Genomic DNA, 16443 nt, shown 5'->3' with positions numbered 1-16443 from the left:
ATCCTTGGTATTGAAGGTGCGAATTCGCGTATGCGCCATATTGGTCTCCATCAGGTCGGGCTCGCGGCGTCGTCGGCTTTGGTCAGGCGTCCACGGGCTCGCGTTTCGCGGCGGCGTGATAGGCCAGATATTTGCGCTGCGTCGAAATACGGTCGGCCACGTGCTTGGCGTCGTGCCAGACGCCCCAGATAAAACTGGAACCCCTTCTCGATTGCCAGGGCAAGCCCAGGAAATAGATTCCGGGCTCGGTCGAGACGCCGCGGTGGTGCCTTGGCCTTCCCTTCTCGTCAAAGGCATCGACCTTCAGCCAACTGTAATCGGCGGCAAAACCCGTCGCCCAGATGATCGCCGCTATCCCCGCCTCGGCCAGGTGCAGTTCGCGGATCGGATTGGTCATGCATTCGGGATCCGGTTCGATCCGGCGGGCAGCGGGCTCTTCGGGAAGGTCGAGACCGTTGCGCGCCACATAGGCGTCGGCCTCGTCCAGCAGCGACATCAGATTGGCATCACCGCGGGCAATGTTCTTCGCAAGATCAGGCGCGAAGCTCATCAGCCCGTCCTGATAGGTCCTTGTCATGCCGACCAGGGTGAGCCCTTGCTTCGCCAGTCGGCGGAAATCGATCGTTTCGCCGCCGCGCGCGCCGCTCACCGCGATCGTCACATGTTCCGTGCCGGGTCCAGGGGTTTCGAGGTCCCATTTGCCGAGAACGCCCAGCCACCAGCAGAAGTCGCGCCCGCGATAGGCCCGCGGCGGGCGATCGTGCGGGCCGACCGAGAGGTAGACGCGCTTGCCAGCGCGCTGGAGTTCGTCGGCGATCTGCACGCCCGAGGATCCCGCGCCGACCACCAGCACCGAGCCTTTTGGCAGCTGATCGGGATTGCGGTAGGCGCTGGAATGGATTTGCAGGATGCCTGCCTCCTTGGGGACGAGAGGCGGGATGACGGGGACCTGGAAAGGTCCGGTCGCGGCGACGATGCTGTTTGCCTCGATCAGGCCATCGGACGTCTCGACGCGGAATCCGGGCCGGCCGACATTTCTTTGCACAAGCCTGACTTCGACGCCGCTGCGGATCGGCGCATCGATCTGCTTTGCGTAAGCCACAAAATAGTCGGCAACCTCCTCCTTGGAGGGAAAGCCATCGGGACCCGTAATCGGAAACTCCATGCCCGGGAAGCGGTCGTGCCAGGCCGGGCCATTGGCAACCAGGGAATCCCACCGCTGCGAGCGCCAGCGCTCGGCAATGCGGCCGCGTTCGAGAACGAGATGAGGCACCCCGCACTTACTCAGGTGCTCGCTCATGGCCACCCCCGCCTGGCCACCGCCAACGACAAGCGTGTCTATCGTCTCAACCGACATGCCCAGTCCTCTCCTGACCATCCGACAGCTCCTGCCGCACGGGACGAAAGCCGATTTCCGGCGGCTGGCAGACGCAGCCTGGGTGATCCATTTCGCCGTGTTCCGGACAAGCCGCTTGCGCCATCCGGTCTCCCTATTGGCGCTCACAAGTAGCAGCACGTGGCGGTGGGCGCCCATAACGAATCTCCGAAGTCACGCGTAACCATTTCCGAATTTCTCGCGCCGACAGACGCATCTACAGTTTCAGCGATCGGGTCCGCGGCGCCGCATGAGGTGGCGGGCGAAGCCGGGCACGGGTCAGCACGGAACAGGAGGCGCTCCCCCGTTCCGCAATGCCTCGAGCCGGCATTCTCGAGGGGCCGCTATGAAGACTGAAAGCTATGATTACATTGTCGTCGGCGCGGGTTCGGCCGGCTGCGTGGTGGCCAATCGGCTGAGTGCCGATCCCTCGGTCAGAGTGTGCCTGATAGAGGCAGGCGGCAGCGACAACAGCCTGCGGGTCAGCGTGCCGGCAGGCATTCTGTCGCTCTATGGCAACCCGAACTACGACTATTGTTTCGTCGGCGTGCCACAGCCCCATCTCAACAACCGCAGCATTCCAGTCAACCGGGGCAAGGCGCTGGGCGGATCGAGTTCGATCAACTCGATGGTCTATATTCGCGGCGCCGCTGAGGACTATGACGAATGGGCCGGGCTCGGCTGCGCCGGCTGGGCCTACAGCGACGTGCTGCCCGTGTTCAGGAAACTGGAGCGCAACCTGATCGCCCAGGACCCGCGCTATCACGGCACGGACGGCGAGCTTATGGTCGACAACCCGCGCGATCCGAACGTGCTTTCGGGCATGTTCGTCAAGGCCGGCGAACATGCCGGCCTGCCTGCCAACGCAGATTTCAATGCCAAGAGCCAGTTCGGCGTCGGGGTCTACAACGTCACGCAGAACCGGGGCCAGCGCTTCAGCAGCTTCACCGCTTTCATGCGTCCGGTGCTCAATCGCAAGAACTTGACCTTGCTCAGTGCATGCGAGGTGATCGACCTTGTCATCGCCGAAGGGCGCGCGACTGGACTGCGCGTGCGCCATGACGGCCAGGAGAAAATGCTCTCGGCCAGCCGCGAGATCGTGCTCTGTGCCGGGGCCATCAACTCGCCCAAGATCCTGATGGCGTCCGGCATCGGCCCCGCGGACGAGTTGCGGCGGATCGGCATCACGCCGGTTCTCGACCTGCCCGGCGTCGGCAAGAACCTGCAGGACCACATAGACGGCATGATCACCGTGCGCTCCAGGAGCACCAGGACGCTCGGCCTGTCGCTCGCCAACCTGCCCCGCATCGCGGCAGCACCCTTCCAGTATTTCGCGCGCCGCAAGGGCATGCTCACCACCAATTATGTCGAGGCTGGCGGCTTCGCGAAAACCAGGCATGCGAACGGCCTGCCCGACATTCAGTTCCACTTCGTGCCGGGCTATCGCAGCCACCGCGGCAGGCTCATCGAATATGGCCATGGCTATGCCATTCATACCTGCGTGCTCAGACCCAAAAGCGCGGGCGAGATCAGGTTGTCACGCGACAGTTCTCGGCGCGACGTTCTGATCGACCACCGTTTCTTCGCGGATGAAGGGGACGCCATGGTGCTTGTCGAAGGCATCAAGATCGCGCGCAAGATCCTCGCCGCATCCGAGTTCGATCCGGTGCGTGGCAAGGAAGTGCTCCCAGGCAAGGATGTCCGCAGCGACGACGAGATCCTCGCCTATCTGCGCGCCGAAGCGCTGACCGTCTACCACCCTGTCGGGACCTGCAAGATGGGGACGGACGAGATGGCGGTCGTTGATCCGGCGACGCTGAAAGTGCGCGGCGTGGACGGGCTCCGGGTCGCGGATGCGTCAGTCATGCCGAAGCTGATCGGCGGCAACACGAACGCGCCAAGCATGATGATCGGACAGAAGGTTTCCGAGATGATCCTCGGCTCGGGACACAAGGGGGGCAAATAGGTCGCCGCTGCTTCGGTGAATCATCGCAAACGTCCGGAATTGCCTTAAGCACTCCCAAACGTCGTCATTCCAGGGCGGAGCAGGAGCGAAGCTCCGTCGCGCAGACCCTGGAATCCATGCCGTGACGCCGAGGCGTTGCCGCGGTGAAGAATTCTGCCCCGCTGCGTCGCTTGGCCAAGGTCACGGAATGGATCCTCGGGCTCCGCGTCCGCTTCGCTCCCGCTCCGCCCGTGGATGACGAAGCAGAGAGGCTTCGGCCAATTCCCAGCATCCGCGCTGAAAGCCTGCAGCCTTTTCAGAGGCCCCATGTCGAGAGACTGGTTCAGTGATCCTCGTCGATCTCGTCGTGCAAGAGGCCGAGGATGCGGCGCTTGAGCGCGATGAACTCGGGTTCGAGGATCACGTCCATCGAGCGCGGCCTGGGGATCTCGACCTTGATCTCGGCCTTGATCTTGCCGGGCCGGGCCGTCATCACCAGGACGCGATCGCCCAGGACGAGCGCCTCGTCTATATCGTGGGTAACGAACAGGACCGTTTTTTGCTGCCGCTCCCAGACACGCAAAAGCAGTTTCTGCATGGTGCCGCGGGTCTGGCTGTCCAGGGCGCCGAAGGGCTCGTCCATCAACAGAACGGCCGGGTCGTTGGCAAGGGCACGCGCGATCGCCACGCGTTGCTTCATGCCGCCGGAAAGCTGAGCGGGGTAGTGGTCGGCAAAGGGCGCGAGGCCGACTTCGTCGAGATACTGGTCGACGATCTGCTTGCGCTGCCCCGCCGGCAGGCCCTTGCGCCTGGGCCCGTACTCGATGTTGGCGCGCACCGTGAGCCAGGGAAACAAGGTGTAGCTCTGGAACACCATGCCTCTGTCGGGGCCAGGTTCGATAACTTCCCTGCCAGCGACCTTGATGCTGCCCGAAGTCGCGTCATTGAGACCGGCCGCAAGGTAGAGCAGGCTGGATTTGCCGCATCCCGAAGGGCCGACGATGACGCAGAATTCATTCCTCGCCACCTCCAGCGATACATCGTCCAGCGCCAGCACACCATTGGCGTCGCCGTAACGCAATGTCACGTCCTCGACGGCCATCGTCGTGCCGGCCGAACACGGATCGCCGGCTGCCGAGGCCGTGCCGGCCAGATTTTTCGCCTTGATGGTTTCGGTCATTGCCATCCTTGATCCGACTGCGGTTTGCGAGCTTGCGTTCAAAATCAGGGTGCCCATGGCGCGACCCTTGCCCGCACGATGCGGAACGCCGTGTCGGTGATGAGCCCGAGAAGCCCGATCGCGGCGATCGCCATGAAGATCACATCGACCTGGAAGCCTCGCATCGCCTTCAGGCTGATATAGCCGAGGCCGCTCGACGCGGCGACGAGCTCGGCCACGACCAGATAGGTCCAGGCCCAGCCCATGGTGACGCGAAGCGTGTCGAGGATCGCTGGAAGCGCGGCGGGGAAAATGACGTGCCAGACGGCTTCGCTGCGCTTGGTGCCCAAAGTGTATGAGGCGTTGACCAGATCCCTGGATACGCTGCGCGCACAGTCGGAAATCATCACGAGTTGCTGGAAGAAGGTGCCGAAGAAGATGACCGCTATGCGCTGTTCGATGCCGATGCCGATCCAGAGGATGAACAGGGGCACGAACGAGGTCACGGGCAAGTATCGGATGAAGTTGACCAGGGGCTCGAGCGGCGCCTGCACCACCCGGTAGGTCCCCATCCACAGTCCCAGCGGGACCGAGATCAGCGAGGAGACGATGAAGCCCAGGATCACCACCTTGGCACTGGTCAAGGTGTGGTAGAAAAGGCTGCCGTCCAAAGACATGCGATAGGTCGTCTGTAGCACGGTTCCGGGCGTCGGCAGGAACATGTTCGGCACAACGCGGCCATAGGACAGCATCGCCCAGCCGCCGATCACGACCACCCACATCGCCAGGGCCAGCGTTGTCGCCGTGCTGGCGGGAATGTTGGCGAATGGGGTCGTCAGGCGCGTCCACGCCGTCCGCCTCTGTGCCATGGGATGGTCTCCGTTGATCTTCTGAAACACGAAGCTCTGGCGAAAAAACCGGGTTCGGCCCAGACGGACCGACCCGGTTTTTCGAAGGCTCACTGTTCCTTGATGAAATCGGTGTCGAGGATTGTCTTCGCGTCGATCGTCATCTTGAGCTTGCCGGCCTTGCCCCAGATGTCCTGCGCGAAGTTCACCAGGTCGGACGCCTCGCTCTTCTGCGGCGTGCCGAAGAATTCCAGGTTGCGATCGCGGTCGTAATAGCGCACGCCCTTGGCGCCGGCGGCGAAATCCTCGGGCTTTTCGAGATAGCCGCCAATGCCCTTGGCCATGATCTCATAGGCCTTTTCCGGATTGGTCTTGATGTATTCGACCGCCTTGTAATAGCCCTTGACGAGGGCCTTCACGTCTTCGGGATGCTTTTCGATCAGATCGCATTTGAGAGCGATCACATCGACGATCAGGCCGGGGGTGGTCGTGGAATCGATCAGCACCTTGCCCTTGCCGCCCTTGCGGACTTCGGTGAGGTGAGGCTCCCAGGTCACCGCGGCGGGAACCTGGCCGGCGATGAAGGCGGTCGCCGCGTCATCGGCGGTCATGTTGGTGATGGTGACGTCGTCCTCGGTCATGCCTTCCTTTTTCAGGAGCACGTTGAACCAGAATTCGGAAACGGAGCCCTCGTTCAAGGCCACCTGCTGGCCCTTCAGATCCTTGAGCGCCTTGACGTCGGGCTGCGTCACGACGCCATCACCGCCATGGCTGTCGTCCAGCGCCAGGACGTATTTGAAACAGAGATCGTCGGAGCGGTACTTCATCAGCTCGTCGACGGTGGAGGCGGCGCCATCGAGATCGCCGCCGGCGACCGCCGCCATGTAAAGCGCTGATTCTTCTATGATCTTCAGGTCGACATCGACGCCGGCCTCCTTGAAGTAACCAAGGTCGCGGGCAAGAAACAGCGGCCCGTATCCAACCCAGGTCGTCATGCCAAGACGAATGGCGCCTGCGTTGGCTGGCGCCGCAAGCCCCAGGCCCAGCAGGCCTGCGCCGACCGCGCCCATCAGGCAATTTCGGAATGTCTTCATTGTCGTCGTTCCCCTATGGCTGTTGCCGGCATCGGCCTCATGCAAGCGGCGTATGCCGGCTGTGTTTCGGCAGCCGCTCTTGTTTGGGCGTCGCCTCCCAGCGAGCCTTGCGTGTTTTAAGGTCCGCAAGAGAGCATCCGGACCGGATCGCAAAAAGAAGTCTTTTTCTGCCCATTGCTTCGTCGAAACCGAAGCGCGGTCGATAGCCAAATCGGCGACCTAGTGCCGGTCTTCATGCATGGATTGCGGGAGCCAGCCGTTTGGTTATTTTCGTACAAATGTTTTTTCGTGACACGCTGGGCGGGTGGTTTTATGAATCCGGTGATCGATCCGCGCGTCCGGCATGCCTTCTGGTGCGCAATGCCTGATCGCTTCGGGCCGGTTCGAGACCAAAGGTGACGCCCATGCGGGAATTGCCGAAAGACATTGACGCCGATGTGGTGATCGAAATCAGCAGGTTGCTGGACGACAGCGCTCTTTTCGCGCCTGTCCGGGTTCATGAACTCACAGCAAGGGTAAGGCAGAAAGTGAAGACGGGTTTGCCGGACCGTTCAATTGAAGAGCTGATCGTGGAAATGGCCTCCTTGCGTCGGTTGGCCATGGCCTTCGAGCTGCCTGGATCGGAAAATGTGGTGCAAATTCCAGAGCGACTCCTACGCTGACCGGGTCACGCGCTCCACAAGGCGGTCAGGACAAGCGACGCCTCGAGCACCTGGGCACCGGTCTCATTGCGCACCTTGACGGTGATCTTGACCAGGTCGCGATCCGGCATTTCGTCACGGGCGACATCCTGCAAAATGCGAATGGCTTCTGCTCTCGCTTGTTCTCGCGATTCGAACGGCTGGCCATCGTCGTCCGGCACGAGGCCATCGCCGTTATAAAGATCGAAATGATACCGTTTCATTTTCGGGCAGCCTTGGACATCTCTAGCGTGCTAAATACTTGGCGACGCTGGAGGTTCCCTGTCGGCTCCGGCGTTTGCGCCAGAATGGGCGCAGGCTGTCAAATGATAGTGTCCGCCATCTTCCGAAGGCCTAGGGTCCGAGCGCTATCCTTGCGTCCGAGACAGTTGGCGATCGGCGTTTCAACCCCGATCCTTTCGAGGCCATCATGTTAGAGTCTCTCTATCTGCAACTCGGCCAGCACGACACAGTGTCGGACGAAGAGAAGGCCTTGTTGGCCGAAACGGTTTGTTTCGGACGGGAGTTCGAAAAGGGGCAGGATCTGGTCAAGGCGGGGTCGCGGCCAACCTATAGCACCATGCTGCTGGATGGCTTGGCGGCACGCTATAAGGTGCTCGAGGACGGCGGCCGGCAGTTCACGTCCTTGCAGGTGCCCGGCGACTTTGTCGATCTCCACGCCTTTTTGCTCAAGACCATGGATCACGGCATCGTCGCGCTGTCGCCTTGCCGGGTGATGTTCGCGGATCACAACAAGCTGAAAGCCATTACCGAACAGGCCCCTCACCTGACCCGGTTGTTGTGGCTGGACACGCTGGTCGATGGCGCCATTCATCGCGAATGGATCGTGGCGATGGGCCGCCGTTCCAAGACCTCGCACCTGGCCCATCTCATGTGCGAATTGTTCGTGCGCCTGCAGGCGGTGAAACGCACCAACGGCATGAGCTTCCATCTACCGCTGTCACAGGCCGAAATGGCCGACGTGCTTGGGTTGTCGGTCGTGCACATGAACCGGGTGATCGGGGGCTTGAAAAAGATCAAGGTGATCACCTGGACGAACCATGTGGTCACCATTCTGGACTGGGACCAACTTGCCAGGCTTGCCGAGTTCGATCCCACCTATCTGAGCATCAACAACGAACCGAGATAAACAGGCTTGGCTCAATTTGCGGTGCCGCTTTTCTCGTCAAAAAACTGAATGCCCCGCACAGCAGCCTTCTTGGTGATCAAGCCTTTCAGATCCGCATCCGATCGCTCTGTGCCGGTCCGCTCCCGCAGCATGGCTATGGCGGCTTGCATCGACGAAAAGGGACGGTCCTGCAACTCGTCGAGAATGGCGTCCACCGACGCCGCGACGTTTGTCGGTTCGGGATTTATCGACATGGCCTTCCGTCCGACTCGCCTGCCTAATCGGCATGGCAGGTGTTCAAAGGCGCTTGATACCACCCAGCTTCAAGCGAAGCCTTTGGCCCTCGGCATAGGCCAGGGCAAAGGATTCGAGGTCGAATTGGCAGGTCGTTTCCTCACCGCCGCCGATCACACGGACGAACCATTCACCGCAGCCTTCGACGACCTCGATCCGGGTTCCGACTTTGCTTTTGTGCTGGGTATCGTGCACGGCTTTCCTCGCAAGCATCAGCCAACGCGGGATTCTCGCACCAGAACGAGGTTCCGTCATTTAAATTTGATGTCTTTGCGCTGTACGAGTTTTGCCAAATCGTGCCGAGCCAATCTGTCGCGCCGGCGGCATAAAACGCGGCTCGCACAGGATTAGGCTCGGGAGCCCTAAACAGAAGATCCAATAGCTTGGCAAAGCCGATGGTACCGTTGGCTGGGATCGAACCAGCGACCTCCGGATCCACAATCCGGCGCTCTAACCATCTGAGCTACAACGGCACGTCTTAACGTTGGTAGCAGGATCGAGGTGGAAGGTTCACTCTCCGCGATCCGCTCTGTCGTTCGGCGATGCGTCCATACGGGCTTCTGGATTCTAATTCAAGGCTTTTGCAAAGCAAAGGCCACTTCCCCACAGCGGTGCAGCTTTCGCCGGGCAAAGAAAAAGGCCGGCGGGAGGAGGTGCCGGCCTTTTCCTGTTACGAGCCAGCGGGAGGAGGTGCTGGCTGGTCACCCCGGAGGTGGAGGGAGGAGGTTCCACCCGCCGGGTATTCGCTCGACCGTCACTGTCTCACATCTATTTGTCCGACAAAATGCGACCTTTTGTTGCATCCGCGGACGATGCGCAATTATTAGGCGGCCTTGATTTCCTTGATCGCCTTCTCGAAAGCGGTCTTGATCGGCTTCGAGACATCCTCGGCCGCCTTGGAGGCGACAGCCTGGAAATCCTTGGCCTGCTCGACGGTCAGTTCGACGCGCTTGCGCAGGAAGGCGGTCTGCAACTCGACGACTTCCGACAGCGACTTGGCGCCGATCAGGGCTTCGAGATGCGAGAAGCCGGCCTCGGCATTGGCGCGCAGCGCGGCAATGGTCTTGAGCGACAGGTCGCTGGAGACAGTCTTGGCGGTCTCGTAGGTCGACTCCAGAGCCTTCTGGGTCTCCTCGGCACCGGTCTTGAGCTTGGCGTAGGCCTCTTTCGACTGCTCAACGCCCTTTTCGGCGAAAGCGCGCATCTGGTCGGTGGCCTTGGAAGCGTCGAAGCTCGGGAATTCAACGTTTTCGATCGTCTCGGCAGTCTTGGTCCTGGACATTTTCCATCCTTTTCAGCGGCAGCGGCTTTGACAGAAAGCCGTCTCGTTCATGTATGATGGCAATATAAAGGCAAATTTTGTGCATTGCAATATCCTTGTTGCAGTGCACAAAAAAATGTTTTTGGCCGTTAACCAAACAGCCAGAATTCAGCCTTTGCACGTTCTGGCTTGTGGACCTTCGTGGCTGCGGCTTTTATTAACAAAGCGTTAACTGCAAATCGCCGCTCCGTAAGGGTCCGCCAAGCGCATGCCGTCCGAATATTCCTTCCTCGACGTCGCCGTGCTCGACGCGGTCCGCCAGCGGTTTGCCGCCGGCGACGCGATCGCGATCCTGTCGGTGGACCTCGAGCAGGTCATCTGGGCCAATGGGCCGGGCGCCGCCATGTTCGGCTATCCCGATATCGAGGCGATCATCGGCGCCTCGGCGCGGCTGCCGCTGGTCGCGCGCCGTCAGATCATGGCGACCAGCGGTTTCCCGCAGATCGGCGGCGATCGCTCGATCACGGTGCGCCTGGCGACCGGCATGACCAGCCGCGCCGTCGGCTTTCTTGCCAGTGCCCTGACGCTGCCCGATGGCGAGCATGCCATCATGCTGGCCGTGCCGGCGGCGCAGACCGGCTCGCGCAGTGCCGCCGAGATCGCCAACCGGGCGATCAGCGGCCTTACCGAGGACGGCCATTTCATTGCCTTTATCGATGCCAAGGGCAATGTCGAGGCCGCCTCGCAGGGATTTTCGGCACTCGGCATCCAGCCCGCGACACTGGCGGCCCTGGTGGCCGACGTCGCGGCCGAGGGCGAGCGCATCGTCAAGCGCCTCGTTCCGGGCGGCAGAACCTCCTACCCGGCGGGCCTCGCCCGGCTGACGCCGGAGCGGCATCTGCTGGTGGTGATCGACGAGGATCAACTCGAGGACAGCGCATCTGGCGCTTCGGCGGACGGCTCGTCCGCGGCAACGGAACGCCCTGCCAAGGAGATTGACCGCGCAACGGAGGCGGCGGAAACCGCCACGGTCGAATCCGGGTCTCGGCAGAACAATCAGCCGACGGCCGATGTTTCGCGGACGGAGGCGACCAAACAGCCCGCTGCCGCTGCCGAGACCGAACAGGCGCCCGCCCCTTCCGGGCCCGTGGCTGACGATAGGCCGGAACAGGCAACGCGGGAGATCGAGGAACCGACAGGCCCGACACCGGTCGCCGCCGACAATGATCAGCCGGCGGCGGGCACGCCGGCACAGCACGATCATTGGTATTTCCATGCTGGGGAAGACGACGCGTCAACCGCGCCGGAACCGAAAGGCGGGACCGAAGCGGTTGGCCCCGAAACTTCAGCGGACAGCGTGAAGCAGGCCATCTCGCCTACGGCCCCGGCCGCAACCGTGGCCACCCGCAGGATAGACCGCTCGGCGGCACCGTTGCGTTTTGTCTGGCGTACCGACGCCGAGGGCAAGTTCAGCGCGCTGTCGCCGGAATTCGCCGATATCGTCGGCCATCCGGCAGCCGACGTGATCGGCCGGCGCTTCAGGGATGTCGCGGCGGCCTTCGGTCTTGATGCGTCCGGCGAGATCGCCGGCCTGCTGGAGCGGCGCGACACCTGGTCCGGCCGCTCGGTGCTGTGGCCGGTCGTCGGCACCGACCTGAAGATTCCCGTCGACCTGGCGGCATTGCCTGTCTATGGCCGCAGCCGTGCCTTCGAAGGTTTTCGCGGCTTCGGCGTCGCGCGAACCGGGGATGCGGTCGTCGATCCGGAAGCGATCGGCATGGCACTGGTGCCCAATGGCGCAATACCGGCGGCACCAAAACCCGAGGCCGTGGAGACAGCGCCTGAACAGCCCGAGGCCGAGGGGCCGAAGGTATCGGATCCGTTCAAGGGCGAAGTGCCGGCGCTGACCATCGTACCGAAACCGGAGCGGCGCTTTGCCGACAAGGTCATCCGGCTGGCCGAACACCGGCAACCGGCCAATGACAAGGGGCTGTCGACGCTGGAACGCAGCGCGTTCCGCGAGATCGGCGAGCGGCTGAAGAAAGAAAGTTCGCCGGAGGCTGAACCGGCCGAGCCGGCAAGGCAGGCGGACCCAGATGCCGGGTCAGGCCCTTTGTCGGAGCCGCACCACGCGACCAAGCCCGCGACCGATGCGACGCCGCCGGCGGACATCGCCACCCCATATACCAAACCAGCCGATTCGAGCCGGGAATCGGCGACCGGCCAGGCGCATGGTATGCCAACGCCTGATGCGCAAGACGCACCGGACGCGGGCGAACCCTCCCTGAGCGATGCCGAGGATCAAAGGGATCTTGCGCGGCTCGACGGTGCGCAAGCGGACCAGGTCGAACAACAGGCGCCGAGCTCCGAATCCTCGCCGCCGGCGGCCTCGGGCTCCCTGCTCGACTACGCCGATAAAGAGGACAAGCCTGCTGATGTCGCCGACGGCAGCGACGAGGCCACAGCGCCCGAGGCACAAGAGATAATCGCGACGAAAGCGATGGCCGAGGATCGCGAGGCGCCAGCGCAGGCAGGATCCGCCAAGTCACCGCCGGCTGATGACGACGACATGACGGCGGACGATTTACGCGACGCCGAAGACAATGAGGATTGGACCGACGAGGACGCGACTGCATCCGGCGAGGAACCGATTGCTGCCCCCGGCCGAAGCGGCGGCTCGGATGATGCGGCCGGGACATTTGCCGAGCGGCCACGCCTGCAAGTGCCGCCACTCAAAACCGAAGGATTCACGCCGTCGGCCTTTTCCGTCGGTAGCGAAAACAAGACGCCGGATACATCGCTGCTCGGCAAGCTGCCGGTGCCGCTGATCATCCATTCGGGCGACCAGTTGCACTATGCCAACGACGAATTCCTCGACCTGACCGGATACGAGACGCTGGAGGACCTGGAGGAAGCGGGTGGCCTCGGCGCTTTGTTTGCCGATCCTTATGCCGATGACGGCGCTTTCGACGGCAGCGACCGGGCTCTGCGGCTGAAGACGCGCGACGGACAGGAATTTCCTATCGACGCCATCCTGCGCTCCGTGCCCTGGCGCGATGGCAAGGCGCTGATGCTGGTCGTTCGCCGTTCCGGCGAGGATGATGCCCCCGCGGCGGCGCACGCGATTGGCGAAGGGCCAACGCAGCCCGACATTTCCGAGCTCAAGGCACGCATCGCCGAGATGCGTACCATCATCGACACCGCCACCGACGGGGTCGTGCTGATCGGCAGCGACGGCACCATCCGTTCGATCAGCCGCCCGGCCGAGGCGCTGTTCGGTTTCGACAGCGACGAGGTGACCGGCAAGCCTTTCGCCTCGCTGTTTGCCATCGAGAGCCAACGCGCGGCGCGCGACTATCTCACCGGCCTGTCGGAGCCTGGCGTGGCGAGCGTGTTGAATGACGGCCGCGAGGTGATCGGCCGCGAAGCACAGGGGCGCTTCATCCCCCTGTTCATGACCATCGGCCGGCTGCCCAACGACAGCGGCTTCTGCGCCGTGGTACGCGACATCACACAGTGGAAGCGGGCCGAGGAGGATCTCACCCAGGCGCGTGCGGTGGCCGAACGCGCTTCCTCGCAGAAAACCGATTTCCTCGCCCGCATCAGCCACGAGATCCGCACGCCGCTCAATGCCATTATCGGCTTTTCCGAGCTGATGGTCGACGAGAAGTTCGGGCCGGTCGCCAATGACCGCTACCGCGATTACCTGCGCGACATCAACCGCTCGAGCAACCACGTGCTCGACCTGGTCAACGATCTCCTGGACATCTCGAAGATCGAGGCCGGCCAGCAGGAAATGGCTTATGAGGCGGTGTCGCTCAACGATACGCTGGCCGAAACCGTGGCGATGATGCAGCCACAGGCCAACCGCGAACGCGTCATCATCCGCTCCAGCTTCGCCTCGCGGCTGCCGGAAGTGGTGGCGGATTTGCGCAGCGTGCGCCAGATCGCGCTCAACATCCTGTCCAACGCCGTCCGCTACACCCAGGCCGGCGGCCAGGTGATCGTCTCGACCGCCTATGAGACCTCGGGTGACGTCGTCATGCGGGTGCGCGACACCGGCATCGGCATGAGCCAGGCCGAGATCGAGCAGGCGCTGAAGCCGTTCAAGCAGATCAACGCCCTGAAGCGCGGGCGCGGCGACGGCACCGGCCTTGGCCTGCCGCTGACCAAGGCGATGGTGGAAGCCAACCGCGCCCGGTTCACCATCAATTCGACGCCCGGCGAAGGCACGCTGGTCGAAGTCGCCTTCCCGTCGACCCGGGTGCTCGCCGAGTAAGGTGAGCCTCCGCGGCAGCGGTTCTGCCGCTAGCTTCGCAGTTACCGCGCGGTGATATTGGCTGCCCGCCGAATCCGGGACCGTCGGGAAAATCGTTCGGCCGCCGGAACAAAGCCTGCAGGCGCTTGTTAGGCACACAGCACGATGTGTGCCTAACAAGGATCTATTCATGAAAAATCGGCTGTTACTGGCCGCGCTCGGCGCGGCCACGGCAATCACCTTTGCCATGCCTGCCCTGGCTGCGGACAAGGCGCAGGACTTCATCGACAAGGCGGCGTCCGGCGGGATGTTCGAGGTGGAATCGAGCAAGATCGCCGAAGGCAAGGCGCAGGATCAAAGCGTCAAGGACTTCGCCCAGAAGATGATCGCTGATCATGGCGCGGCCAATGCCAAACTCGAGACGATCGCCGGCGAGCAGAAGCTGCAGGTGCCGACGGCAACGGACGCCAAGCACAAGAGCGATATTGACGCTCTGCAAAGCGCCAAGGATTCGGTCGACAAATCTTACGTGCAGATGCAGCGCGATGCCCATGCCGATGCGGTGAAGCTGTTCGACGGCTACGCCAAGGACGGCGACAACGCGCAGTTGAAGACGTTTGCGCAGCAGACCTTGCCGACGCTCAAGATGCATCAGGACATGATCGAGAAGATCGCTTCCACGATGGATGACAAGTCTTCCGCGACGGGTTCGACGACCCCTGCCGTCACCACGACCGACACGGCAAATCCGTCCGCCCCGGTGCCGGGCGCCAACAGCTTCACCGAAGATCAGGCCAAGAGCCGCATCCAGGATGCCGGCTTCTCGGATGTGTCCGCGTTGAACAAGGACGAACAGGGCATCTGGCGCGGACAGGCGACCAAGGACGGCAAGAAGACGGCCGTCGCGCTCGACTACCAGGGCAACGTCGTTGCCGGCACCAACTGAACAGCAAATCTGGAGATCTTGACCATGAAAACCGTGACCGGACTTTTCGACAATTATGATGACGCTTCCGATGCTGTCGGCGAGCTGGAGGCAAGCGGCGTGCCGCACGCCGATATCAGCATCGTCGCCAACAATTCGACCGAATGGTACGACGGGGATGACGACCGCTCCAATGCCGCCGAGGATGCCGCCAGCGGCGCGGGTGTGGGTGCCGTCATCGGCGGTGCGGGTGGCTTGCTGGCCGGGCTCGGCATCATGGCCATTCCCGGCGTCGGCCCGGTGGTGGCCGCCGGCTGGCTGGCCGCCACTGCTGTCGGCGCCGTTGGAGGCGCTGTCGTCGGCGGAGCTGCCGGCGGAATCGTCGGGGCACTGACGGAGTCCGGAGTCCCAGAAAGGGATGCCCATGTTTATGCGGAAGGTGTGCGCCGTGGCGGCACGCTGGTGACAGCCAAGGTCGATGATCAGTTGGCTGGCCAAGCCGAGCGGATTCTCGGACAAGCCAATTCGGTCAATCTGGAAGACCGCCGCAGCGCATACGAGGCCGACGGCTGGACGGGTTTCGACAGCAACGCCAAGGCCTTCACACCCGATGAGATCGAAAGCGATCGCGGGCGCTACGCCAATCGCCCTTGATCCCCTCGCCCGCTGCCAAAGGCGGCGGGCGAAAGTCTGCCGCGCGCAAGCCCGCATCGAAGCTCGAAGGAACACGCTAAATGGCCAAGGCACCACGCCGCAACGGCAACACCGCCGCTATTCACGATCAGACCTTGACGAGAGGTGATGGCGGTGAATTGCACCAGCGCGCCGAAAGCGACGGCGCGGTATTGACCACGGCCCAGGGCGGACCGGTCTCGGACGATCAGAACTCGCTGAAGGTCGGACCGCGAGGACCGACGGTCCTCGAGGATTTCCACTTTCGCGAAAAGATTTTCCACTTCGACCATGAACGCATACCCGAGCGGGTCGTGCACGCGCGCGGCTACGGAGCGCATGGCTATTTCGAGACCTATGACTCGCTCGCCAAATACACCCGGGCCGACATTTTCCAGCGCGCCGGCGAGAAGACGCCAGCCTTCGTCCGGTTCTCGACGGTTGCCGGCTCGAAGGGCTCATTCGATCTGGCGCGCGACGTCCGCGGCTTCGCGGTGAAGCTTTATACGAAGGAAGGAAACTGGGACATTGTCGGCAACAATATACCGGTTTTCTTCATCCAGGACGCGATCAAGTTTCCGGACATGGTGCATGCCGTCAAGGAAGAGCCCGACCGGGCGTTTCCACAGGCCCAGTCCGCACACGACAATTTCTGGGATTTCATCTCGCTGACGCCAGAGTCCATGCATATGATCATGTGGGTCATGTCGGACCGCGCGATCCCGCGTTCCTTCCGCTTCATGGAAGGGTTTGGGGTGCACACGTTCCGGTTTTTGAACGTCAAGGACGAATCGACATTCGTC

The 16443-nt window shown here is 62.5% G+C and carries 15 protein-coding genes and 1 tRNA gene; 7 read left to right on the top strand and 9 right to left on the bottom strand.

Annotation, left to right across the window (positions count from 1 at the left end):
• Window positions 1–82: 82 nt before the first annotated feature.
• The gene (locus EOA36_RS08945) at window positions 83–1357 is read right to left on the bottom strand and encodes an NAD(P)/FAD-dependent oxidoreductase (protein ID WP_127276946.1); all 1275 of its coding nucleotides are present in this window, start codon (window positions 1355–1357) and stop codon (window positions 83–85) included.
• Between the two features lie 364 nt (window positions 1358–1721).
• Here EOA36_RS08945 and EOA36_RS08940 point away from each other — a divergent pair, with 364 nt between their 5' ends.
• Entirely contained in the window at window positions 1722–3341 is a 1620-nt protein-coding gene (locus tag EOA36_RS08940; protein WP_127276944.1) for a GMC family oxidoreductase N-terminal domain-containing protein, read from the top strand.
• Between the two features lie 322 nt (window positions 3342–3663).
• On the opposite strand, the gene EOA36_RS08935 is transcribed toward EOA36_RS08940, so the two are convergent.
• The 3 genes from EOA36_RS08935 to EOA36_RS08925 form a co-directional block, all read right to left on the bottom strand.
• Complete coding sequence (locus EOA36_RS08935) at window positions 3664–4422, bottom strand: ABC transporter ATP-binding protein (RefSeq protein WP_245464297.1); 759 nt, start codon at window positions 4420–4422, stop codon at window positions 3664–3666.
• Window positions 4423–4544: 122 nt separating this feature from the next.
• Window positions 4545–5348 carry an ABC transporter permease gene (locus EOA36_RS08930; RefSeq protein ID WP_127276940.1) on the bottom strand — a complete coding sequence of 268 codons (804 nt, stop codon included), beginning with the start codon at window positions 5346–5348 and terminating at the stop codon, window positions 4545–4547.
• Window positions 5349–5437: 89 nt separating this feature from the next.
• The gene (locus EOA36_RS08925) at window positions 5438–6421 is read right to left on the bottom strand and encodes an ABC transporter substrate-binding protein (RefSeq protein ID WP_127276938.1); all 984 of its coding nucleotides are present in this window, start codon (window positions 6419–6421) and stop codon (window positions 5438–5440) included.
• A 404-nt stretch (window positions 6422–6825) separates the two neighbouring features.
• Between EOA36_RS08925 and EOA36_RS08920 the strand changes: the two genes are divergently transcribed.
• On the top strand, window positions 6826–7083 hold the full coding sequence (locus EOA36_RS08920; RefSeq protein ID WP_127276936.1) for a hypothetical protein: 258 nt from the start codon (window positions 6826–6828) through the stop codon (window positions 7081–7083).
• Window positions 7084–7088: 5 nt separating this feature from the next.
• On the opposite strand, the gene EOA36_RS08915 is transcribed toward EOA36_RS08920, so the two are convergent.
• Entirely contained in the window at window positions 7089–7325 is a 237-nt protein-coding gene (locus EOA36_RS08915; protein ID WP_127276934.1) for a hypothetical protein, read from the bottom strand.
• A 206-nt stretch (window positions 7326–7531) separates the two neighbouring features.
• Between EOA36_RS08915 and EOA36_RS08910 the strand changes: the two genes are divergently transcribed.
• Window positions 7532–8251, top strand: a complete 720-nt coding sequence (locus EOA36_RS08910; RefSeq protein WP_127276932.1) for a Crp/Fnr family transcriptional regulator — start codon at window positions 7532–7534, stop codon at window positions 8249–8251.
• A gap of 11 nt (window positions 8252–8262) precedes the next feature.
• Here the strand turns inward: EOA36_RS08910 and EOA36_RS08905 are convergent, their stop codons facing one another.
• The 4 genes from EOA36_RS08905 to EOA36_RS08890 form a co-directional block, all read right to left on the bottom strand.
• Window positions 8263–8484 (bottom strand): hypothetical protein, encoded by a 222-nt coding sequence (locus tag EOA36_RS08905; RefSeq protein ID WP_127276930.1) that lies wholly within the window; start codon window positions 8482–8484, stop codon window positions 8263–8265.
• 43 nt (window positions 8485–8527) lie between these two features.
• Window positions 8528–8719: a hypothetical protein gene (locus EOA36_RS08900; protein WP_245464296.1), complete on the bottom strand. Its 192-nt coding sequence runs from the start codon at window positions 8717–8719 to the stop codon at window positions 8528–8530.
• A gap of 201 nt (window positions 8720–8920) precedes the next feature.
• Window positions 8921–8997: transfer RNA gene (locus tag EOA36_RS08895), tRNA-His, on the bottom strand.
• Between the two features lie 350 nt (window positions 8998–9347).
• Window positions 9348–9806 carry a phasin gene (locus EOA36_RS08890; RefSeq protein WP_027144815.1) on the bottom strand — a complete coding sequence of 153 codons (459 nt, stop codon included), beginning with the start codon at window positions 9804–9806 and terminating at the stop codon, window positions 9348–9350.
• Window positions 9807–10053: 247 nt separating this feature from the next.
• Between EOA36_RS08890 and EOA36_RS08885 the strand changes: the two genes are divergently transcribed.
• The 4 genes from EOA36_RS08885 to EOA36_RS08870 form a co-directional block, all read left to right on the top strand.
• Complete coding sequence (locus EOA36_RS08885; protein ID WP_127276928.1) at window positions 10054–14064, top strand: PAS domain S-box protein; 4011 nt, start codon at window positions 10054–10056, stop codon at window positions 14062–14064.
• A gap of 169 nt (window positions 14065–14233) precedes the next feature.
• The gene (locus tag EOA36_RS08880) at window positions 14234–14989 is read left to right on the top strand and encodes a DUF4142 domain-containing protein (protein WP_127276926.1); all 756 of its coding nucleotides are present in this window, start codon (window positions 14234–14236) and stop codon (window positions 14987–14989) included.
• A 24-nt stretch (window positions 14990–15013) separates the two neighbouring features.
• Window positions 15014–15622 carry a general stress protein gene (locus EOA36_RS08875; RefSeq protein ID WP_127276924.1) on the top strand — a complete coding sequence of 203 codons (609 nt, stop codon included), beginning with the start codon at window positions 15014–15016 and terminating at the stop codon, window positions 15620–15622.
• Window positions 15623–15702: 80 nt separating this feature from the next.
• The coding region (locus EOA36_RS08870) for a catalase (protein WP_127276922.1) at window positions 15703–16443 on the top strand (741 nt) is incomplete at its 3' end.

Source organism: Mesorhizobium sp. M8A.F.Ca.ET.021.01.1.1, from assembly GCF_003998025.1.
Lineage (GTDB): Bacteria > Pseudomonadota > Alphaproteobacteria > Rhizobiales > Rhizobiaceae > Mesorhizobium.
This window is presented reverse-complemented; position numbering and strand designations above follow the sequence as displayed.